Source organism: Paenibacillus sp. FSL R7-0204 (assembly GCF_038002225.1).
Lineage (GTDB): Bacteria > Bacillota > Bacilli > Paenibacillales > Paenibacillaceae > Paenibacillus_AQ.
The window spans coordinates 4,400,447-4,422,307 of sequence record NZ_JBBOCA010000001.1 but is presented as its reverse complement, the minus strand read 5'-3'; the positions used below and the strand labels follow the sequence as shown (position 1 = coordinate 4,422,307).

Here is a 21,861-nt window from a genome sequence, read left to right as displayed (position 1 = left end):
CTATCAGAGAAACAGGAGTGGAATCCATGAGTTCAATTAAACATACTGTAGCCATCATTGGTTACGGCGGAATGGGAAGCTACCATACCCAATTAATCAAAGAGAGTGACCGGGTGGTAGTGACTGGCGCTTTCGATCTGCTGGCAGAGCGGCGCGCCTTGGCTGAGGAAGCAGGCTACACCGCGTATTCCAGCTATGAAGAAGTGCTGGCAGATCCGGCTGTGGACATCGTTCTGATCGCTACACCGAATGATGTTCACAAGGACATCGCCCTTCAGGCTTTTCAGGCGGGCAAGCATGTAGTCTGTGAGAAGCCGGTGGCCATGTCCTCGGCTGAATTCATCGAGATGCAGGCTGCTGCGGAGGCGGCCGGACGGGTGCTGATGGTGCATCAGAACAGACGCTGGGATGAGGACTTTCGCGTAATCAGGGAGATGTATGGGCAGGGAACGATTGGATCACTCTTTCAGATTGAATCCCGGGTGCACGGTGCCAACGGAATTCCCGGCGACTGGCGTCATGTGAAGGAGCAAGGCGGCGGGATGCTGCTGGACTGGGGTGTGCATCTGCTGGATCAGCTGTTGTTCATGATTGACAGCAAGGTGAGCAGTGTCAGCAGCAGTCTGAGCTATATCCTCGGCAATAACGTGGATGACGGATTCGATGCAGTGCTGCAGTTCGAGAATGGCATCAGAGCCATCGTGGAGGTAGGGACAACCAACTTCATCACGATGCCAAGATGGTATGTGAAGGGCACCGGGGGAACCGCTATTATTGAAGACTGGTCACTGAGAGGCAGAATTGTAGCCCCCAACCACGAATCGGAAAAGATCGAACCGACACCGATCCGCGCAGGTGTAGGCTTGACCAAGACGATGGCCCCGCCTTCAGAAGGCTCGACGGTCCTTGAAGATCTGCCTGCGGCATTAGAAATGCCCTCCAGCTTCTATGATAATCTGGCCGCTGTCATCGAAGGCACGGCGGAGCCGATTGTCAAGAATGCCGAGGTGCTTCGTGTGCTGAAGCTCATTGAGGCAATCTTTGAAGCAGAAGAGCGTAATGAGACGATTAAGAATTTCGATAACTACGGAGCTTAAGTTAAGCTTCAATACGACCTTAGGAGAGGTGGAATCTGCAAATGAAACTTGGAGTATTTATGGTGTTGTTCGGCGGCCGCAAGCTGGAGGATGCACTGGACTATGTGGTCTCCAAAGGACTAAAGGCTGTTGAGATCGGTACCGGAGGGTATCCCGGGAACAGCCATTGCAATCCCAAGGAGCTGCTGGAGAATGAAGCGGCCCTTCGGGAATTCAAGCAGCAAATTGAATCACGCGGCTTGATCATCAGCGCACTAAGCTGCCACGGCAACCCGCTGCACCCGCAGAAGGAGCTGGCAGACAAGGATCATGAGGTGTTCGTAGACACCGTGAAGCTTGCACAGAAGCTGGGCGTCAAGGTTGTGAATACCTTCTCCGGCTGTCCGGGCGATCATGAAGGCGCGAAATATCCGAACTGGCCGGTTGCCCCATGGCCGAATGATTACCAGGAGATTCTGGCCTGGCAGTGGGAGAACAAGGTCATTCCTTATTGGACAGAGCAAGCGGCCTTCGCTACTGCACATGATGTGAAGATTGGTCTTGAGCTGCACGGAGGCTTCTCGGTACACACTCCGGCTACCCTGCTGAGATTAAGAGAAGCTGCCGGGGATGCCATCGGGGCAAACCTTGACCCGAGCCATATGTGGTGGCAGGGAATTGATCCGGTGCAGGCTATTCATATTCTCGGCCGTGAAGGCGCGATTCATCACTTCCATGCGAAGGATACCGCTATCGATCCGGTGAACGTTAACAAGCATGGTCTGACGGATATGCAGTCCTATACGAATATGCTGGACCGCGCCTGGCAGTTCCGTTCCGTAGGTTACGGACACGATGTCAAGGTCTGGGCAGATATGATGAGCGCACTCCGTCTTGTAGGCTACGACTTTGTAGTCAGCATCGAGCATGAAGACGGCCTGATGTCGATTGAAGAAGGCTTCTCCAAAGCGGTAGACAATCTCAAGCAGGTGCTGATCGAAGAGCCGCTGTCTGAGATGTGGTGGGTCTAACCGGTGGAGAGCTTCACTAAAGTCCAATTGAACGACTGGCAGCTTAGTCTCCTGACTGCCGCAGCCTTTGGGACAGATGTGCAGATCGCCAGCAGCAGGGAGCTGACCGCAGGATTCTTTAATACGGCCTATGATCTGGAGCTTAGCGATGGCCGTTCTGTCATTCTTAAGGTGGCTCCGGACCCGGAGACAGAGACTCTTAGCTATGAGAAGGATATCATGCGTGCTGAGGTGGAGGCTCTACGGCTGGTACGTGCTGCAGGCGGTGTGCCTGTACCGGAAGTGTACAGCTATGACGACAGTCTGCAGCTGGTTCCGTGTCCTTATTTTTTTATGGAGAAGATTGAAGGGCAGCCGTATAACGAAGTGAAAGAGAGTCTCACCGAGGAACAACGGTATTCCATTGAATTCGAGCTGGGCCGGTACCAGCGGAGAATCAATGCGATTGAAGGTTCAGCCTTCGGTCTGTTCGGCAAAGAGCCTGGCGGAATCGGACTCACCTGGAGGGAGACCTTCAAGTCTATGCTGCTGAATGTGCTTCAGGATGCGGTCAGACTGGAGGCGAGGCTGCCGGCTGGTCAGCAGGAAATAGAGCAGGTGCTGGAACTGTACCTGCCGGCTCTGGATGAAGTGACCCAGCCGCGATTGGTACACTGGGATCTGTGGGGCGGCAACCTTTTTATACAGGATGGGGTAATCGTATCGATTATTGACTGGGAGCGGGCGATGTGGGGCGATGTGCTGCTGGAGTATTATTTCCGGCATTTCGAGAGCTCGGCGGCGTTCTATGAGGGATACGGATCGGCTTTTACCAGCCGCAATGAAGGGCTGCGCAAGCAGCTATATGACCTGTATCTGGATCTGATCCTAGTGATCGAATGTTACTCACGCCAGTATAAGGATGAGAATCATATTAACTGGGTACACGATAATCTTGCGGAATCCTGGACGCGGTTTACAGCTTTGGTACTATAGCATACTTATGAGGCCGGGTCTCTTATTGAGATCCGGCCTTATAACCTGTTGATCCTCAGTAACTGTTGCGGATGGCAACAACCGGATCGGTGTCAGCTTCATAGTCAACGCCGCCGGATTCGAAGCCAAACAGCTGGAAGAACTCGCGTCTGTAACCGGCAAGATCTGAATATTCGTAGACGTTCTCCGTGCTTAGCATGGGCCAGATCCGGTCCACTTCTGTCTGCACGGCATAGCTCAACTCATGGTCATCTATCCGTATGCGCCCTTGTGCATCTACCGGAGTCCCTTCAGGGTTGTACAGGAAATCGGTATACAGCCGATAGGCTTGCTCAATACAGCCTTCGTGCACTCCCTGATCTTTCATGACCTTGTAGAGGACTGAAATGTACAGCGGAACTACAGGAATCGCCGAGCTCGACTGGGTCACCAGACCCTTGCTGACTGCCACATAGGCGCGGCCGCCATTCCGTGATAATTCTGCATTCAGCTCTATGGATGTGGCTTCCAGATGGTCTTTAGCCCGGCCGATGGTCCCGTCGCGGTAGATAGCCTGTGTTAACTCTGGACCTACATAGGAGAAGGCGAGGGTAACCGCATCTGCTGCCAGAACGCCGGAATCCCGGAGCGCTTCAATCCATAGCTGCCAGTCCTCCCCGCCCATCACATGAACTGTATCATTGATTTCAGCTTCGGTGGCCGGTTCAATCTGTACGGTGCTTAGTTCTCCGGTATGGAAATTGACGGTTGTATTGGTATAAGGGCTGCCGATGGGCTTCAACACAGATTGATGAACTTCTCCGGTCTGCGGGTCTGTTCTGCGTGCCGAGGCAACGCTATAAATGACAAGGTCAACCTGTCCAAGCTCGCTGCGGATCAACGCTATAGTCCGTTCTTTCGTCTCAGCGGTAAAAGCGTCCCCGCATACGCTATAGGAGCGCAGGCCGGCTGTATGGGCCATCTCCTCAAACGCTGCGGAATTATACCAGCCTGCGGAAGCAGTTCGTGTCTCGCTGGCTGTACTCGGCCTATAGACACCTACAGTGGCTGCTCCAGCACCGAAGGCTGCTGCAATTCGGGCGGCAAGCCCATAACCGGTTGAAGCGCCGATAACGAGCACATTGCGGGGACCTGTAAACCTTTTTTGATTCAGTACATAGGTCACTTGCTCCTGTACCTGCTGTGCACAGCCTGCCGGGTGGGCAGTTGTGCAGATGAACCCGCGGGTTCTCGGTTTTATGATCATTAGAATAGCTACCTCGCTTTCATCGGTGGATGCAGGGACTGCTGAAATAACCATACCAGATGACTACTTTCTTTGGCAAAGGGAGGGATGTGGAGATGATGCGCGTAACTGTCAGGAATTTTGCTATGGATGTGCTCTTCGTGTATTCTCATAGTAGTGGTAACGCCTGGCCCTGAATAATGATTGTTGACGGTGGCGTTTTCAGAAAAATCTTGACGTAAGCCCCCTAAGATAGATAAAATAATAGTATTGCGTGTTTTTTCGATATTAAGAATGAAGATCATAACTTGAAAAGAAACAGAGAGGGTGACAGGATGGAGCGCCTTTTAGAGGTAAAAGACCTGGCTATATCATTCAGAACACGCGGAGGAGAAGTTCAAGCAATCCGTGGTGTCAGCTTTCATGTAAATAAAGGGGAGACACTGGCGATTGTTGGCGAATCCGGTTCCGGTAAGAGCGTAACCTCGCAAGCCGTCATGAAGCTGGTTCCTCAGCCTGCGGGCGAATATAAACGTGGACAGATTTTGTTCGATGGACAAGATCTGATCGGCAAGAGTGAGAAGCAGATGCAAAAGATCCGCGGCAAAGAAATCGGAATGATCTTCCAGGATCCGATGACTTCACTCAACCCGATGATGAAGGTTGGCCGGCAGATTACGGAAGTGCTGTTCAAGCATGAGAATATCACGAAGGAAGCTGCCTACAAACGTGGCGTTGAATTGCTTAATCTGGTAGGGATTCCGTCACCGGAACGCCGTTTCCAGCAGTATCCGCATGAATTCAGCGGCGGGATGCGCCAACGTGTTGTAATCGCTATGGCACTGGCTGCTAACCCTAAGCTCCTGATTGCCGATGAGCCTACAACCGCGCTTGACGTAACTATTCAGGCACAGATCCTTGATCTAATGAAGGACCTGCAGAAGAAGATTGATACAGCGATCATTTTCATCACCCATGACCTTGGGGTTGTGGCGAGAATGGCTGACCGTGTTGCCGTAATGTATGCCGGACAGATCGTTGAAATGGGTACCGCAGAAGAGATCTTCTACGATCCAAGACATCCGTACACATGGGGCCTGCTGGCTTCCATGCCAAGTCTGGAGAGCAAGGGCTCGATGCTTACAGCGATCCCGGGCACACCTCCCGACCTGATCAAGCCGCCTAAGGGTGATGCTTTTGCCCTGCGCAGCACGTATGCAATGGCGATCGACATGGAGAAGGAACCGCCAATGTACAAGGTATCGGACTCCCATCTTGTGAAGTCCTGGCTGATGCATCCGATGGCACCAGCGGTAGAGCCGCCGGATGTCGTGAAGAAACAGCGCCGCGTCTTGAGCAATGCTTATCCAGAGCCGGTACTTGTCGGCAACAGCAGCGAATACTAAGTTCGATTGATTAGATCAACGTCAGGCCTTCAGGGGCCTGGCGTTTTTTGTTATATGGGATGTTATATTTCATGTAAACCTAAAACAAAACTAACTAATATAAATAAAAGTGTTGACTTAATCTCATTTGCGCAGCAAAATGTAAGGGTATACATAGGGAGGTTATGATGAGATGAGAAAAAGATCCTTAACGGCGTTGATATCCTTATCACTGCTGTCGGCATGCAGTGGAGGGAATCCGGAAGGGCCGCCAGAGTTCGGGAATGTATCTGTACACGATCCCTCTGTGATTAAGGTAGAGGATACGTATTATGTGTTCGGTTCACATCTGGCCTCGGCTAAATCCAAGGACCTGATGTCGTGGACGCAGATTTCTTCCGGCGTGACGGATGATAACGTGCTGATACCGAATGTAACGGAGGAGCTTAGCGAGACGCTTAGCTGGGCCCAGTCGGATACGCTGTGGGCACCGGATGTCATTCAATTGGCAGACGGCAAGTTCTACATGTATTACGATGCCTGCAAGGGGGATTCTCCGCTGTCGGCGCTAGGTATTGCCGTGGCCGATAAAATTGAAGGCCCTTACAAGAATAAAGGCATTATTCTGAAATCGGGAATGTCCGGCATCGGGGATGATGGAGAGGTCTATGATGCTACGGAGAAGCCGAATGTGGTGGACCCTGATGTGTTTTGGGATAAGGAAGGCAAGCTGTGGATGGTCTACGGCTCCTACTCTGGCGGCATCTTCATCCTGGAGCTGGACCCGGCTACGGGCTTCCCGCTGGAGGGCCAGGGCTATGGCAAGAAGCTGCTCGGAGGGAATCATGCGCGGATTGAAGGGCCGTATATGCTATATAGCCCGGAGACGGACTATTACTACCTGTTCCTCTCTTACGGCGGGCTTGATGCGAATGGCGGTTATAATATCCGAGTAGCCCGTTCCAAGCATCCGGCTGGACCGTTCGAGGACACGGAAGGCAAGGCTATGCTGGAAGCGCAGGGGACACCTGGGGTATTGTTCGATGATCCGGCCTACGCACCTTACGGCGTGAAGCTGATGGGGAATTATGAATTTGTGAATACTGCTGAAGAAGCCGCCGGATCAGGTACAGGCTATGTCTCCCCGGGACATAATTCGGCCTATTATGATGAGAAGAGCGGGCAGTATTATCTGATCTTCCACACCCGGTTCCCTGGACTTGGGGAACAGCATGAGGTTCGGGTTCACCAGATGTTCATGAACGAAGCGGGCTGGCCAGTTGTCGCACCCCACCGTTACGGCGGCGAGAAGATAGGTAAGTACACGGCCAAGCAGGTGACGGGTGCTTACAAGCTGGTGAACCACGGCAAGGAGATTACGGCTGAGCTGGCGGAGTCGCAGTTGGTGGAGCTGAACACAGACGGCACGATAGGCGGGGCAGTAACAGGTACATGGGCCTTGAGTAATGATCATATGGCGAAGCTGACGATAGAGGGTGCGGAGTACAGCGGGGTGTTCCTGCGGGAATGGAATGAAGCGGCTTCAAGCGAGGTAATGACCTTCACGGCACTTTCAGCAGAAGGCGTTGCAGTCTGGGGCAGCCATGTGTCACCGGAGAAAAAGTAACCTGATCCTGCGAGTATTAAAGCCGCAGCCGGCATCATACCTTTAACCATTACAAACAGCGGGTCTCCCTTAGAATGGGCGGTCCGCTGTTTGCTGTATATAGGAATTAGATGCGATTATGCTTCATACTTGCGCAGAACGATTACAGCGTTGTGGCCGCCGAAGCCAAAGGAATTGGAGATCCCGATCTTAAGGTCCGCTTGGCGGGCTACGTTAGGGACATAATCCAGATCGCAGGCTTCGCCCTGCTGCTCCAGATTAATCGTCGGCGGGATGAGCCCTTCTTGCAGGCTCAGCAGCAGGGCAATAGCTTCCAGACCGCCGGCTGCGCCGAGGGCATGTCCGGTCATCGATTTGTTCGCCGTGACCGGAATCCGGTAGGCTTGATCTCCGAACAGCTTCTTAATAGCCAGAGTCTCCGAACGGTCTCCGACGATTGTACTGGTCGCGTGCGCGCTGATGACATCTACTTCCCCAGGTGTGATTCCGGCCTCGCTGAGTGCCAGCTTCATCGCCTGGTAGGCTCCTACACCCTCAGGATGGGTGGCTACCATATGATAAGCGTCCGAACTCGCGCCATATCCGGTGACCTCGCCATAGATGACAGCATCTCTGCGCAGGGCATGGGAGAGGGACTCCAGAATTACAATAGCTCCGCCTTCCGCGATGACAAATCCGTCCCTGTTCTGGTCAAAAGGCCGGCTCGCCCCTTGCGGCTCCCCGTTCCGGGTAGACAAGGCGGTCGCATTGCCGAAGCTGGCCAGGGCAATCTCGGTCACCGCCGCTTCCGCCCCTCCGGCGATGATCACATCGGCCCCGCCGTAACGGATCAGGCGGAAGGCTTCGCCAATGGCCGTGTTCCCGATGGAACAGGCAGTCACCGGCGAGAGTGTAGGCCCCTGTGCCCCGAGCTTGATGCTGATCATCGCTGCCGCCATATTGGAGATCAGCATCGGGATAAGGGTAGGGCTTACCCGCTCCGGCCCCCGGGAACGAAGCAGCTCGCCCTGGTCCATCAACGTCTGGATACCGCCAACGCCGGAGCCTACATAGACGCCCAGCCGTTCCCGGTCCAGCTCTTCCAGCCGGAGACCGGAGTGTGTCCAGGCCTCCTCTGCGGCGGCAAGCGCGAACTGGCTGAACCGGTCCATCCGCCGGGCCTCCTTGCGGCCGAATCTGGCATCCGGGTCGAAGGCCTGCACCGAGCCGGCGATCTTGGTTTTGAAATGGGTGGTATCAAAAGATTCAATCGGCGTAATCCCCGATTCTCCTGCTGTAAGGCGGCTCCAGAACTGGTCCACAGTATTGCCGAGCGGGGAGATGACACCCATTCCTGTAATCACGACACGTTCCATTTGCTATTCCTCCTGTTATTTTGAATAAGCTTATTTTTTCATGTTGCTTATCCTATTACAAGTTGTAGTTTATACTAGTATAATCACTACTACACTAACTGACAGACGAAGGTTATGGCAGGAGGAAGCATGATGTCCAATCAGAACAGGCTTCAAGCATTATCGGAATTCCTGAAAGCAAGACGCGCTGCCATCACCCCGGCAGCGGCGGGGCTCCCGGAAGGCACACGCAGGCGGACGCCCGGGCTCCGGCGCGAGGAAGTGGCGCAGCTCTCCGGAGTAAGCAGCACCTGGTATACCTGGCTGGAGCAGGGGCGGGATATTAAAGTGTCTCCATCCGTTCTTGATTGTATTGCTGCAGCACTTCAACTGACGAAGGATGAGCGGAGTTACTTGTTCGCTCTGGCGCTGGAGAACGGACCGGGAGTCGCAGACTATACCCAAGAGGAGCCTTCGGTGATTCATCCGTCCCTGCAGAAGATATTGCAGGAGCTGAAGACCTGCCCGACAATCATCTCGGACCGGCACTGCGGTATTGTCGGCTGGAATGAGGCTGCGGCGCATGTATTTCTTGATTTCGCCAAACTGGCTCCACAGCAGCGCAATATGATCTCACTGCTGTTCGAGCGCAAGGAGTTCAGGCGGCTGGCGGTAAATTGGGAGCAGTTCGTCCGGGGATACTTATCGATCTTCCGCGCTTACTATGGGCAATACCTGGAGGACAGCTGGTACGATGAATTCATCGCGGAGATGAAGGAGCGGCATCCGGAATTCAATCATTTATGGGAAGAGAGCCGGGTCAGCTCCGCACCGGATGTTGTACTCGAATTCCGGCATGCCAAAGCCGGTAAAATGCTGTTCCATCTCACCTCCCTCCAAGTGCAAGGTGCAGCGGATCTGCGCTGCAGCATCTACACGCCAGCGGGTGAAACGGGTACAGAAGCCAAGCTGAAGCAGCTCATGGAGCTTAAGTAATGAAGGCGATAGATTTTTCTTATGGATTCATAAAAAACTATAAATATGCAATATAGATTTTGCAGTTTATACTCCTAATATGATGAATTTCTTCCTGCGGGGACCGGAAAAGGGGTAAAGACATAATGGCTAAAGTAACGGGATTAGAAGGCGTAGTTGCCGGAGAAACAGCAATTGGATTGGTAGATGGAGAGAAAGGGTATCTGGTGTACCGTGGACACTGGGCGAAGGAGCTTGCGGTGAGCAAAAGCTATGAAGAAGTCGCTTATTTGCTCTGGAACGGACACCTGCCTAATGCGGAGGAGCTGGCGCAGCTCAAGGCGCAAATGGCAGCGGAGAGAGCGATTCCTGAATATCTCTCCAAGATGCTTGATCTGTATCCGGCTTCTGTACCGCTGATGCTGGTATTACAAAGTGCAGTGGCTGCGCTTGGGGATGAGGAGAACGCTACCTGGCCGCCCACGCTGAAGCAGGCCGTGCGGCTGACGGCAATGCTTCCGGCGATCATAGCTTACAGGTACCGCAGCCTTCAGGGATTGCCGCCGCTGAAATCGCTTCCTGAGCTCGGCCATGCCGCGAATTATCTGTATCTGCTCACAGGCAAGCTGCCTGAAGAGGCTCATGTGAAGGCGCTTAGCGCCTATATGATCCTTTGCATGGAGCATGGCATGAATGCCTCGACCTTCGCCGGACGGGTGGTGCTGTCCACGGAATCGGATCTATGTGCGGCTGTAGCCGGATCAATCGGGGCCATGAAGGGTCCGCTGCATGGCGGCGCGCCGTATGAAGTGATATCGATGCTGGAGGAGATCGGGACGAAGGAACGCGCAGAGCCTTGGCTGAGAGGGAAGCTTGAGGCCGGGGAGAAGCTGATGGGCTTCGGGCACCGGATCTACAAGACCAAGGACCCGCGGGCTGAAGCGCTGCAGATTGCGACTCTTACGATGATCGGCAAGGACGCCTACTTTGATCTTGCGCTTCATGTGGAGGCTACAGCGGTTGCGTTGCTGGAGGAATACAAGCCGGGCCGCCGCCTGTTCACCAATGTAGAGTTCTATGCTGCGGCTATTCTGAAGGCGCTGAAGCTGGCGCCGGAGATCTTCACGCCTACGTTCACAGCGGGAAGAATTGTCGGCTGGACGGCCCATCTGCTGGAGCAGTCAGCCCATAACCGGATTTTCCGGCCACAATCTACTTATATCGGACCTATGCCTGAATCAGAGACGCTCTGATAGCAGCTGCTTCTCTATTGAACGTGCAAAAACACCCCCGGCCGTCTACCAGCCGGAGATGCTTAACAAGGGAATGTTAATGAGAGAGTACGAGGGGGATACTCTTACATTAGATTAGAAATCAGAGGTTGCTACTTCGATTGTGCCGAAGACTGCACCGGCAGCTGTGCTCAGAAGTCCTGCGACCAGCAGGGCATGAACGGAAAGAGTGAGACTGTTAAATGCAGGGATAATATAAGTTACCACAGGTGCATTGACTCTGTAAATAACAAGATCCACGGGGAACCCGGAATTGTTGTTTACAGTCACAGCAGCGTTGATGCCACCTGCCAGATTTTCATAGAAAGATTTACCTACAGAAGCCGGCAGATTGAAGAATTGTTGCGGTAATAAGATAGCCATTGTAATGTCCTCCTTTTCCTTGTGATAGGATAGTATATTCGGCAAAACTATGATTGCTGTAACGTATGCCATGGGAGATTGACACATTTCAATAGGATGCCTTGAGGTTCATAGACAACCCGAATCTATGGTACACTGGATGTAATCTAGTGACAGGTAAGGGGAAATGACAACGATGAAGCTGGTGTCCTGGAATGTTAACGGTCTGAGAGCTTGTGTGAATAAAGGGTTTAACGAGTATTTCCGGGAGGTTGACGCAGATATCTTCTGTGTGCAGGAAACGAAGCTCCAGGAAGGTCAGATTGTTCTGGATCACGGGGAGGAATATGCCCAGTACTGGAATTATGCGCTCAAAAAAGGATATTCGGGTACGGCTGTATTCACTAGAATCAAGCCGCTATCCGTACGATATGGACTGGAGCAGGAGACGGAGGATGAGGGGCGGATTATCACCTTGGAATTCCCGGATTTCTATCTGGTTAATGTATATACGCCGAATGCTAAGCGCGATTTGTCGAGACTGGACTACCGGATGGACTGGGAGGATCGGTTCCGCACCTACTTGCTGAAGCTGGATGAGCATAAACCGGTTGTGGTGTGCGGGGATCTGAATGTGGCGCATCAGGAGATTGACCTGAAGAATGCGAGATCGAACCGGGGGAATTCAGGCTTCACCGACGAAGAACGCGGCAAAATGACCACGCTGCTCGCAACCGGCTTCGTGGATACCTTCAGATGGTTCTATCCTGAGCTGGAGGGTGCCTACAGCTGGTGGTCTTACATGCCTAAGGTCAGAGAGAAGAATGTGGGCTGGCGGATCGATTATTTTCTCGCTTCAGAGCGCTTGACCCCGCGTCTGCTGGACGCCGGAATTGAATGTAATGTCCTTGGCAGCGATCATTGCCCGGTGGTCCTCCATCTGGCGGATGCGGCGGAAGCATAGACAGAGTGTATATATACGATATAAAAAGAGGCCGTATCCCGGAGTTCGGGATACGGCCTCTTTCAATTGTAACGCCGGTTGAGGGGCGGCTTGCCCGGTTATTCTGACGCACTGCCTGGCTACAGCACCGGCGGTCGCCGGTGCTTCGTGGCCTGCTCGTAACTATATGCAATCCCTAGCAGCATAGCTTCACTATGTGCTGATGCACAGAAGGTGATACCTTGCGGACCCTTGGTAAGATAGCCGCCTGGTGCAACAATACCCGAGTAGGTGTAGCCGGCAGGAACTGTAATCAGCGGATAACCCGCTCTCGCCGCTACTTCACATCCGTGATCTCCGGGGAACAGGAGCACATCCAGACCGTAATGCTCCAGGGCATAATCGATTCCCTGACTACCGGCCAGTGAACGGGAAGAATGCAGCTCCTCAAGGTATTCCTGCTCTGTAATATCATCCCCGGAGGTGTTAAGCCATTCCAGTGTTCCCTGGCCGTATTTCAGTGCCTGTTCGCTATGCTGTTGATTGAAATCTATCAGCTCGTGCAGAGAATGCACAGGAGCGGATTCCGGCAGGCCTCCCAGATAGCGGTTCAACCCTGGCTTGAATTCATATTGCAGAATCGTAGCCTTCCATTCCGCATCCTGACAGGGGAGCTCTACGGGGTCAATGATTTCTGCCCCCAGCTCTCTCAGGGCCGCTATGGCAGATTCCATCATATCCAAGGCTTCATTATCCAGATCCTTATAATAGAATCGCGGAATTCCGATCCGCTTGCCTGCCAGTGCATGAAGCTCCAGACCTGCCGAATAATCCAGTGCAGCAGAGGAAGAAGAGTCAGCGCTCCCGGCTAATACATTAAGCAGGAGTGCAGCGTCCTTGACCGTTCTGGTCATCGGACCGGCGCTGTCCTGGCTGCTGATTCCCGGTATAACGCCCTTGTTGCTGACCAGTCCCCAGGTAGGCTTCAGGCCGACCATGGAGTTATGGGCTGCCGGGCTGATGATGGAGCCGGAGGTCTCCGTGCCCACGGCGACGGTGACAAGGTTAGCGGCAACCGCAGCCGCACTTCCCGAGCTGGAGCCGCCAATGAACAGCTCTCCGGGTCCGTAAGGGTTCAGTACAAGCCCACCGCGCGAGCTGTATCCGGCCCACATCGCGGGCGACATGAAGTTGGCCCATTCGGTCATATTGGCTTTGCCCAGAATCACTGCCCCGGCTGTCCTTAGCCGTGTGATAAGCTCAGCATCATCTGCTGCTATACACTCTGCAAGCGCCAGGGCTCCTGCACTGGTGTGCAGCTGATCTGCTGTACCGATGTTATCTTTGACCAGGACCGGAATACCGTGCAGCAGTCCCCGGCTGCCCTGATCCCTTCGTTCCTGGTCGAGCCTCGCGGCAATCGCAAGAGCCTCTGGATTCACCTCCAGTACGGAGCGGAGCAGACCGTCCAACCGGTTGATCCTTTCCAAATACCAGCCCACCAGCACCTTGGAGGTTAGGCTTCCTTGTGTCATTTTCTCTTGAATGCTGGTGATGTCTGCTTCTATTAACCACTCTTGCTCATTTAGAGCAGGGGATATACGCGAAAAGTCGTTATTACTCATAAGAATGTTGTACCTCTATTCATTGTTTGTCGTGTTGTCCACGGTCTCGCTTGCCGCTGCCTGATGCCGCTTAGGCCAGCTGATTACATTGCGGGTTCTGCTAAGCTCCTCGTAGAGGAGCGGACGGTCACGCTTAATCAGCCGCAGCACCAGATGGATGAAGAAGGCCAAATCTGCCAAGAGGATGACTATTTTCACAAGAGCAGCCAGGGCTGTGCCGATGGAGACGAAGAAGGAAGAGTCAGGCATCAGGGAATTCATTCCGCCTAAGACGCCATAGAGTAATCCATATCGTGCCCATACCCCCAAGGGCCGGACCGAACCGCCGTCTTCACTCCTTAGCTGGATACGCACAACCCATTTGCCGAAGGTGCGTCCGCCTGTGAACAGAGGAATGCTCAGGAAATACACCATACTAACTGCCCACAACGAAATACTCAGCGAGAGCAGATTGAGGAGAATGGTCACCGCGAGCAGTAGGATGGAATCCAGCAGGAAAGCAAGGGCGCGGCGGGTGTAGGTTACTTTTTTGGCAGAAAGGTCCTCTTGGCTGTCTAGCTTCTCAATCCTCGGAAGCAGGCCGGAGATCCATAGGGATATCTTGAAGCCGGCAATGCCGCCCAGCGTATTCGTGATCATATCATCGACATCGAAGATCCGGTAGGGATGGTCGAAGAACCCGTAAATGCCGGTAATCTGTGTAATCTCGAACAACAGCGACAGCGCAAAGGACAGAATAATGCATACCACCCAGCGCGTGCGGAAGTAGTAGCCCAGGAACATACCGAAGGGTACGGTCAGCAGTACATTGAAGGCTGCCAGCAGAAAATCCGCTCCGGTCAGCACATTAAGGTAGCTGGAAGGGTCGCTGCGCGTAATTGGCGTATTGTGCAGAATATCCTGGATGAATTGTAGCGGCACGAACTGGAGCATACTTCCGGAGGGGGCTGCATTATGCCTGGAATCAGGCAAAGGCAGAAGGACCAGGAAGAATGCGTTAAGCAGGTACAGCAGCAGCAGATACAGCACCAAGGCCCGGATTTTATTGATATAGCCGTGCCGTCGGTATTGCACAATCAGGAACGGTAAGGTGAAGAATAGTGCCGCAACCGGAAAGGCCATGAATGCATAGGAAATCGGAAATAGATAAGTCTGGAACATGGGTTCACCTGCTGTCTGGTTTATGTCACAACGACTCCATTATAGAATTAAACATAAACCGTCTCAACAGAATTAATCATTCTAACCGTTCTTTCCTGCATAGACATGTTAGGAGAGGAGCGTGAGCACTGTATGGAAAAGAAGGTTCAACAGTATTACAAGCTCAAGGCGAAGCAGAAGGAGCTGGAAAAGGAACTGGCCGGACTCCGCCAGGAGATCCTTGCCCACGTTAATGAAGCGGGGCAGACCGAAGCGGTGTTCGGCAGCTACAAGGTCAAGCTGGTCACGCAGAACCGCAAGGAATATGATGACGACAAACTCTATCAGACCCTGTCTGACCCCGAGCTGTGGAGGCTGCTCTCCCGGGCAGACCCGGCCAAGGTGGCCAGCCTGACGAAGCTGAAAGTGATCGCGGAAGAGAAAATCGCCCATACGTATGATGTGAAGACCATTCAGCTGCTGCAGGTGGATAAGCAGTAGAGGAAGCGCTGCCGGAAGTGGAGGACTTACATCATGCTCAGCTTCCGGTTGTACATAGATTATAGATGCGTGCCATCTTCCCGGTCTTCCGCTATACTTATACAGAGACAGTGAAGATATGGAGGAAGAGAAGAAATGAAGGATTTTGAGCAGATGCTGGAGAAATACGCAGAGCTGGTAGTCAAGGTCGGTGTGAATGTGCAGCCGGGACAAGTGCTGATGGTTCACGCCCCGCTGGAGACAGCGGAGCTTACCCGGCTGATTGTAGGCAAGGCCTATGACGCCGGAGCGAAATACGTGCTTGTAGACTGGGACGATGAAGCGGTCACACGCATCCGTTACGAGAGGGCTCCTGAGGAATCGTTCGGGTATTATCCGCAGTGGCATGCCGATATGCTGGAGGGATTCGCTGAAGAAGGCGGGGCTATATTACATATAAAGGTGCCGGACCCGGAATTATTCCGCGGGATCGATTCGGCCAAGGTCTCTACTGCCGTTAAGGCGGCTGCGGTTGCGCGCAAGAAATACCAGGCCTACACCCGCAACAGCAGAATCAGCTGGTCGCTGATCAAGGCGCCGACACGTGCCTGGGCGGACAAGGTGTTCGCAGATCTGCCGGAGGAAGAGCGGATCGATGCAATGTGGGAAGCGGTGTTCCAGATGAACCGTGTGAACAGCGAAGACCCGGTGGCTGCCTGGCGGAGTCATATCGGCGAGCTGAAGCAGAGCCAGGACCGCATGAATGCCAAGCGCTACAAAAGCTTGCACTACCGCGCTCCGGGCACGGATCTGCGTGTCGAGCTGCCGGAAGGCCATTTATGGCGCGGCGGCGGCGGAGAGAACGCGCGTGGCGTCTATTTTGTAGCCAATATGCCTACAGAAGAGATCTACACGATGCCCCACCGCACCGGCGTGAATGGCACCGTCAAAAGTACGCTTCCGCTGAACCTGAACGGGCGGCTCGTCGATGGAATTACCGTTACCTTCACAGACGGCAAGGTTACCGCCTATGACGCTGAATCCGGCCGTGAGCACCTGACCTCACTGCTGGATACGGATGAAGGTGCCTCCTATCTAGGAGAAGTGGCGCTGGTGCCGTATGATTCGCCGATCTCCCGGCTGAACAGAGTGTTCTACAACACCGGAATTGACGAGAATGCTTCCTGTCATTTCGCGCTGGGCAGCGCCTATCCGGTGAATATTGAAGGGGGCACCTCCATGACCAGCGAGGAACTGTTATCCAGAGGAGCTAACGTCAGCCTCACGCATGTCGATTTCATGGTAGGCTCCGATGCGCTAGATATTGACGGAGAACTGGCTGACGGCACGATTGAGCCGGTGTTCCGTAAGGGAAATTGGTTACTCTAGGTGTGTCCTATCGAGAAGTGAAGTAATCTACAGAACTAAGTCATCCTAACGGATGAATAGGATTACTTTCGCACCAGCACACCTTCTCCACAGCAGCAGGAAACTATAGTTTCCTATATAACAAGACTGGCCGCAATATTCCCGGCAGCGGGGATTGCGGCTTTTCTGTTGTTCATGAGGGTTATAAAATAATTGCCGCAGACTAAAACTGTTTGCATAACCTCTCCGTCTAATTCATGTAAAAGTGATGGAGAGGAGAGGGAGAGATGACGATGTCCGGGGCAGAGATGAAGCGGGTCACTGCCGCTGTGCCGCTTGAAGAGACGGATTTTGTCAAAGCGGTGATGGAGCATAGCGACCAGCTATACCATATTGCTTACAGTTATCTGGGCAACCGCAATGACGCACTGGAAGCGCTCCAGGAGACCACCTGCCGGGCCTGGATAAAGCGGCGAACCCTGAAGGACCCCAGCGCGTTCAAAACCTGGCTGATCCGAATATTAATCTATGTCTGCATAGACGAGCAGCGCAGAAGAAAGAGGGCAGTCCCTACAGCCGCAGAGAATATGCAGGAGCCGGTCTTGCAGACCAGTACGGATTCCATGGAAATGCAGTGGGCGCTCTCGCAGGTGAAGGTGAAATACCGCCATGTGCTGCTGCTCAAATATTATAATGATCTGACCCTGGCCGAGATCGCAGTCCTGCTGGGCAAGCCGGAGGGAACCGTCAAAACCTGGCAGCACAAGGGCCTGAAGCAGCTTAGGGAAATTATGAAGAACCGGGGTGAATGGAATGAACAGTAGCAGAGAAGAACAGGCGATGCTGTCTGATGCTCTACGTATCCGTGAGGAGGTACGGGTGGACTGCGGGGGCAATGAGATTAGAGGGGCGGTGCAGGCGGGAATCGAGCGCGGACGCCGGAAGAGCTGGCAAGGCAGACTCACCAAAGGCTCCTTCCTCGGATTAGCCGCAGCCGCGATTGCTGCAGTGATTCTGTTCTTCATCCCAGTCATTCATGATGCAGCACCTCGCGCTGCCGGACCTGCCGGTGAAGTGAATTGGGGCGGGCTGGAAATGTTCAAGCGGCTCTATGAATTCGATTCAGAAGCGCCTACACTGGATACGGCGATTAGGCACGGCTACATTCAGGAGATTAATCAGAGCGCAGCCAGCGGGGATTACCGGATGACCTTGAATGCGGTAACGGCGGATGAGAACAAAATCATCTTTTTATATACAGCTAATGTTGCGGAAGGACAGGAGATTTATGGGATTAGCAGCGCGAGAATCAAGAATCTGGCAACCGGATACGATCTCGACAGCGGCGGTCAGATTGGCGCTAATGCTGAGACAAACGGTTACGACGATTATCGCATTTTCTATGGCCGGGGCGTCATCTATCTGGACCGGAGCAAACCATTCCCGGAGCAGGTTGAAGCCAATTTCCTGATTGCCTCGATGAATGAAGGTAAAATGAAAGATCTGGGGAAGAGCAAGGGTGTAAATGTAGCCGATGTGCATTATTCCCCTAGACTCAGGATCAGCTTCAAGCTGGACCCGAAATTCAAACAGCAGCAGACGGTCATTGTCCAGCCGGAGGAGGATTTCATGCTGGAGGGCGTTCAAGTGATGCTGGAGCAGGTTGAGCTCTCCCCCTTGATGACCCGCACTATAGTCAAAATTAAAAACGAGTCTGAGGTTACATGGCAGAACCGGCAAAAGATATTTGGCGCTGCATACGGGGAAAAAATTCAATCGATTACGAAGTATGGGACCACCGAGATAGGGATGTCCTCAGGATCAGGCACTTACGAGGGCTTTGAATGGTACTCTGGCAGCAATATGCTCGATAAGCCTGAATCGATGCGTATGATCATGAAGGCAGGGACGGGCAAGAATACCAGGGAGATTAACTTGCCCATTCTGCCATGAACCCTTGCATATAAGTGGAAACGAATTTAAAAAGGCTGACTGCTGGTATATCCGGCGGGTCAGCCTTTTTGGCGGTTGGGTTAGAGTGGTTGTAATACCCGGTTATCAAACCTGAAGGCAAGCTTATTGCCGTCAAAAGTCTCTCCGGTCCGCTCGGAATAGCGGCCCTGCGTGTAGCGGGAGACGGTCTTCCGCCAGAATTTCTGTCCGGTGATATTCTTCGCAGCCGGGTTGGTGAACAGCTCCCATTCACCGCGAAACTGTTCAAATACCAGCACCGCCGCCTGTTCCGCGATTCCCGTCCCCCTGAAGGGCTGCAGCAGAAAATAGTCGCTCACGAAATAATCAACGCCCTGTGCGCAGTAAGGAGGGGTGGCGATGCGGGCGAAGCCTGCCGGCATCGCATTAGCTTGAATCAGAAAAGAGTACAGAATGCCCGGCTTGTCCCACCAAATATTCTGCACCTCATACTGGTCTGCCAGCGTGCGGTATTCGTCCGTGTCCTCAAAGATGCCATGCCGGTTAGGCAGATGCCCCTCCACAAGTCCGTAATGTCCCGACAGATCATGCAGATAGAGCGGTAACATATTTTTGATGATATAGGCTTCATCCGGTCCGGTAAGCTTGATTTCAATATTCATTTCCCGCCTGCTTTCTGCAATTATCTATAATGCCTACTCCCACTGTATAACGGAAATGAAGTCTCTTCATAGGCAAGTCTCTGTTATAAACTGAACTTTATCTATTCGCATCTCTAAAAAAGCCGAAACTTCCGTTAACGGAAATTCCGGCTTATTCTCTCTATATATTACTTAGCGGAGACCAGTGCTATATAGCTTACAGGGCCAGTAGAAAGCTTGGTTTTGGTTGTGCCGTCATTGCTATACCGGTACAGACAGTCTTTATCCAGACCGTTGATATAATACAAGCCGGAAATATTGTCTGTAATTACAGAGTAATCGGACTCAACGCCCGTCGTTTTGGTCAAGGATGAATCGGCATTCAGGACGTAAGCATCGGCTGCGGTGAACAATACGGTGGTAAGCGCCGCTCCGTTTCTAACCGTTCGGATATCTTGAACATTCGACAGCGGCAGCGACTTGGAGGAGATAATTTTGCCGTTAGCCAGCGTGCTGATGTAAGCTTTGCCTTTGGAATCTGCATAGACCAGCTTATTCGTGGCAATCTCGCTGATGCTGATCACACTGTTCTGGCTGAGCTGCAGGATCTTCCCGTTCTTATCCATCAGGAAGCCTTTGCCGGTGTTATAGTCCAGCTCATCTCCTGTGGCATCCACTTTAATGCCTTTGTTGAACAGAAAATAATGGTCGGACCAGTTGCCGGCAGTGGCGGCATTGGATTCAAGCGGGTTTTTGGCATTGGCTGCTTTGGGAGCTCCACCGCTAAGGGGGAGAGTATAGAGCACCATAGAGTTTAGAGAATACTCGGTTTCGGCAGGTTTGTTGTCAATCATAAGGTTAACACTTGTAGCATAAGGATGATAAAATTTGCTCTTCTGAATAGCTCCGCTGGCAATCCACTGAATGACACCGCTCCCGTCGCGGGACCTCGAAGCAACCCAGGTAGTGTTGTTCTTCAGCGCATTATAGTAGATCCGCCCGCCTGATACGTCGAAGGCCCGGAAATTCACATCAGCATTGTCTGCTATAAGAGTAAGCTGTGAATCATCGTCAGCGTCGGCCAAGGTGCGGTAAATGTGTCCTGTATCATCCAGGAAGTACAGATATGGACCCTCGAACAGGTAAAAGAGGATATTCCGGTCCCCGAGGAAGCTCGTAATTAAAGCATCGGGATCACTTAGGGACAGCCGCTGAATTCCCATACCGTCATCATAGTAAAAATAGAGATATTTGCCGGTCGAGTCTAGTCCGTTGCCGTCATAGTTCTCAGTGATCTTCTGTGTCTCACTTCCATCTGTGGTCACACGGTATAGAATATCGTTAGAGACATAGTACACATATGATTTCGCAGAAGCAGCCGCTGCTGCTGTGTGTGACTGTCTGCCTCCCCCAAATGTACCGAGTGACGCGAGTAGCAATACAAGCAGAAGGACACCTGTTTTTCTGGATAGTAATTGTAAAGCCTTCATAGTCATTCTCCCCTTCAGCCAATGTGGTGAACAAATAAACCGTTGCGCCGGGACTCATGGTCCGGGTGCATCAATGCGATAAGCAATAGATCAGGATAGCCTGCTGAAGATAGACCAGGCTTTTCTTGAACCCGAATCCGGCAAAATAAGGCGAAGCAATCACCTCTTCACTGACCTCCTCATTGCGGAAGAAGGGAGGACAGGGGTTCAGCAGTGCCCCGGGTCTTGTCTGCTTCATCCGGTCCAGTGTAATCTGATAGGTGATGATATACTCCGGGGTCAGGAAATCTTTGGGCAATGAATCGGTAAGAATCACATCGCTCTCCGGTAACACGTTATCCAGACTTGTATGAAAGGTATAGTTCGGGTGATTGCCGCAGGCCATCTCATGACCTGGCGTACATACATGATGGAACGAGAGATTCAGGGCTTGCGCCGCCTCCAGCCATGTTCTTGATATATTGCCGGGCGGTCCAATGAAGGTGTAGGTCAGCTCCCGGTAGTTGTCCCGGAGGCTGCGCAGAGCATACAGGTCAGCCAGAATCTCACAGGGGTGATTATGTGCAGTCATCGCATTAATAACGGGAACAGAGGCGTAGGCGGACAGCTCCTCCAGTTTGCAGAGGTCAGGTGTTCTGGCAATGATACCATCCCCCCAGTTCTCCAGGTAGCGGACGATATCGCCCGGCGCTTCTTTCTTATCGAGTGTCTCCGGCGGAAAGGTAATGCAGTCCCCGCCCAGGTCACGGATGCCTTTCTCGAAGCTGACCCGTGTCCGCAGACTGGTCTCCGGGAAGAAGAGAATCATTGTTTTACCTTCGAGCAGCGGTTCTGATTTTCGGAGACGAAGCCGGTCGGTTAATTCAAAGATATCCAGAATCTGCTCTGAAGTAAGCTGGTTGATATTCAAAAAATGCATCGGTGTATCCCCCGGTAGATGAGAAATCAGCAATAAATGCCGGTTGAATAAATATACAATA

Annotated in this window: 20 protein-coding genes; 12 read left to right on the top strand and 8 right to left on the bottom strand. The window is 52.7% G+C overall.

Annotated elements, in window-relative coordinates:
- The first annotated feature begins 26 nt into the window (after nt 1–26).
- Genes MKX42_RS19515 through MKX42_RS19505 form a run of 3 tightly spaced genes read left to right on the top strand, consistent with a single transcriptional unit; the run spans nt 27 to nt 3,082 of the window.
- A complete protein-coding gene (locus tag MKX42_RS19515) occupies nt 27–1,097 on the top strand; it encodes a Gfo/Idh/MocA family protein (protein WP_340753955.1) in 1,071 nt (356 codons plus the stop codon).
- 41 nt (nt 1,098–1,138) lie between these two features.
- Nucleotides 1,139–2,107: a sugar phosphate isomerase/epimerase family protein gene (locus tag MKX42_RS19510; RefSeq protein WP_340753954.1), complete on the top strand. Its 969-nt coding sequence runs from the start codon at nt 1,139–1,141 to the stop codon at nt 2,105–2,107.
- A 3-nt stretch (nt 2,108–2,110) separates the two neighbouring features.
- Nucleotides 2,111–3,082, top strand: coding sequence for a phosphotransferase family protein (locus MKX42_RS19505; RefSeq protein ID WP_340753953.1), 972 nt, complete (start codon nt 2,111–2,113; stop codon nt 3,080–3,082).
- A gap of 55 nt (nt 3,083–3,137) precedes the next feature.
- Here MKX42_RS19505 and fabV read toward each other — a convergent pair whose 3' ends face one another.
- Nucleotides 3,138–4,328 (bottom strand): enoyl-ACP reductase FabV, encoded by a 1,191-nt coding sequence (fabV, locus tag MKX42_RS19500; protein ID WP_340753952.1) that lies wholly within the window; start codon nt 4,326–4,328, stop codon nt 3,138–3,140.
- A gap of 314 nt (nt 4,329–4,642) precedes the next feature.
- Here fabV and MKX42_RS19495 point away from each other — a divergent pair, with 314 nt between their 5' ends.
- Together MKX42_RS19495 and MKX42_RS19490 are read left to right on the top strand one after the other, a co-directional pair.
- Nucleotides 4,643–5,713, top strand: coding sequence for an ABC transporter ATP-binding protein (locus MKX42_RS19495; RefSeq protein WP_036729120.1), 1,071 nt, complete (start codon nt 4,643–4,645; stop codon nt 5,711–5,713).
- A gap of 172 nt (nt 5,714–5,885) precedes the next feature.
- Nucleotides 5,886–7,319, top strand: a complete 1,434-nt coding sequence (locus MKX42_RS19490; RefSeq protein WP_340753951.1) for a glycoside hydrolase family 43 protein — start codon at nt 5,886–5,888, stop codon at nt 7,317–7,319.
- Between the two features lie 116 nt (nt 7,320–7,435).
- Here the strand turns inward: MKX42_RS19490 and fabF are convergent, their stop codons facing one another.
- Entirely contained in the window at nt 7,436–8,674 is a 1,239-nt protein-coding gene (gene fabF, locus MKX42_RS19485) for a beta-ketoacyl-ACP synthase II (protein ID WP_340753950.1), read from the bottom strand.
- A gap of 132 nt (nt 8,675–8,806) precedes the next feature.
- Between fabF and MKX42_RS19480 the strand changes: the two genes are divergently transcribed.
- On the top strand, nt 8,807–9,649 hold the full coding sequence (locus MKX42_RS19480; RefSeq protein ID WP_340753949.1) for a helix-turn-helix transcriptional regulator: 843 nt from the start codon (nt 8,807–8,809) through the stop codon (nt 9,647–9,649).
- Between the two features lie 125 nt (nt 9,650–9,774).
- On the top strand, nt 9,775–10,881 hold the full coding sequence (locus MKX42_RS19475; protein WP_340753948.1) for a citrate synthase/methylcitrate synthase: 1,107 nt from the start codon (nt 9,775–9,777) through the stop codon (nt 10,879–10,881).
- Between the two features lie 114 nt (nt 10,882–10,995).
- Here MKX42_RS19475 and MKX42_RS19470 read toward each other — a convergent pair whose 3' ends face one another.
- Nucleotides 10,996–11,283: a hypothetical protein gene (locus tag MKX42_RS19470; protein WP_340023200.1), complete on the bottom strand. Its 288-nt coding sequence runs from the start codon at nt 11,281–11,283 to the stop codon at nt 10,996–10,998.
- 175 nt (nt 11,284–11,458) lie between these two features.
- On the opposite strand from MKX42_RS19470, the gene MKX42_RS19465 reads away from it, so the two are divergent.
- Nucleotides 11,459–12,226, top strand: a complete 768-nt coding sequence (locus tag MKX42_RS19465) for an exodeoxyribonuclease III (RefSeq protein WP_340757740.1) — start codon at nt 11,459–11,461, stop codon at nt 12,224–12,226.
- Nucleotides 12,227–12,345: 119 nt separating this feature from the next.
- On the opposite strand, the gene MKX42_RS19460 is transcribed toward MKX42_RS19465, so the two are convergent.
- Together MKX42_RS19460 and MKX42_RS19455 are read right to left on the bottom strand one after the other, a co-directional pair.
- Nucleotides 12,346–13,830 (bottom strand): amidase family protein, encoded by a 1,485-nt coding sequence (locus MKX42_RS19460; RefSeq protein WP_340753947.1) that lies wholly within the window; start codon nt 13,828–13,830, stop codon nt 12,346–12,348.
- Nucleotides 13,831–13,845: 15 nt separating this feature from the next.
- Complete coding sequence (locus tag MKX42_RS19455; protein ID WP_340753946.1) at nt 13,846–14,991, bottom strand: VanZ family protein; 1,146 nt, start codon at nt 14,989–14,991, stop codon at nt 13,846–13,848.
- Between the two features lie 132 nt (nt 14,992–15,123).
- Here MKX42_RS19455 and MKX42_RS19450 point away from each other — a divergent pair, with 132 nt between their 5' ends.
- From MKX42_RS19450 to MKX42_RS19435, 4 genes are all read left to right on the top strand, one after another.
- A complete protein-coding gene (locus MKX42_RS19450; RefSeq protein WP_340753945.1) occupies nt 15,124–15,471 on the top strand; it encodes a hypothetical protein in 348 nt (115 codons plus the stop codon).
- Between the two features lie 135 nt (nt 15,472–15,606).
- Nucleotides 15,607–16,839, top strand: coding sequence for an aminopeptidase (locus MKX42_RS19445; protein ID WP_340753944.1), 1,233 nt, complete (start codon nt 15,607–15,609; stop codon nt 16,837–16,839).
- A gap of 266 nt (nt 16,840–17,105) precedes the next feature.
- A complete protein-coding gene (locus tag MKX42_RS19440) occupies nt 17,106–17,642 on the top strand; it encodes a sigma-70 family RNA polymerase sigma factor (protein WP_340753943.1) in 537 nt (178 codons plus the stop codon).
- Nucleotides 17,632–18,771: a DUF4179 domain-containing protein gene (locus tag MKX42_RS19435; protein ID WP_340753942.1), complete on the top strand. Its 1,140-nt coding sequence runs from the start codon at nt 17,632–17,634 to the stop codon at nt 18,769–18,771. The genes MKX42_RS19440 and MKX42_RS19435 overlap by 11 nt, the downstream gene beginning before the upstream one ends.
- A gap of 80 nt (nt 18,772–18,851) precedes the next feature.
- On the opposite strand, the gene MKX42_RS19430 is transcribed toward MKX42_RS19435, so the two are convergent.
- The 3 genes from MKX42_RS19430 to MKX42_RS19420 form a co-directional block, all read right to left on the bottom strand.
- Nucleotides 18,852–19,412 carry a hypothetical protein gene (locus MKX42_RS19430; protein ID WP_340753941.1) on the bottom strand — a complete coding sequence of 187 codons (561 nt, stop codon included), beginning with the start codon at nt 19,410–19,412 and terminating at the stop codon, nt 18,852–18,854.
- Nucleotides 19,413–19,579: 167 nt separating this feature from the next.
- The gene (locus tag MKX42_RS19425; RefSeq protein WP_340753940.1) at nt 19,580–20,881 is read right to left on the bottom strand and encodes a DUF5050 domain-containing protein; all 1,302 of its coding nucleotides are present in this window, start codon (nt 20,879–20,881) and stop codon (nt 19,580–19,582) included.
- Nucleotides 20,882–20,951: 70 nt separating this feature from the next.
- Nucleotides 20,952–21,800, bottom strand: a complete 849-nt coding sequence (locus tag MKX42_RS19420) for an ornithine carbamoyltransferase (RefSeq protein WP_340753939.1) — start codon at nt 21,798–21,800, stop codon at nt 20,952–20,954.
- Nucleotides 21,801–21,861 lie beyond the last annotated feature (61 nt).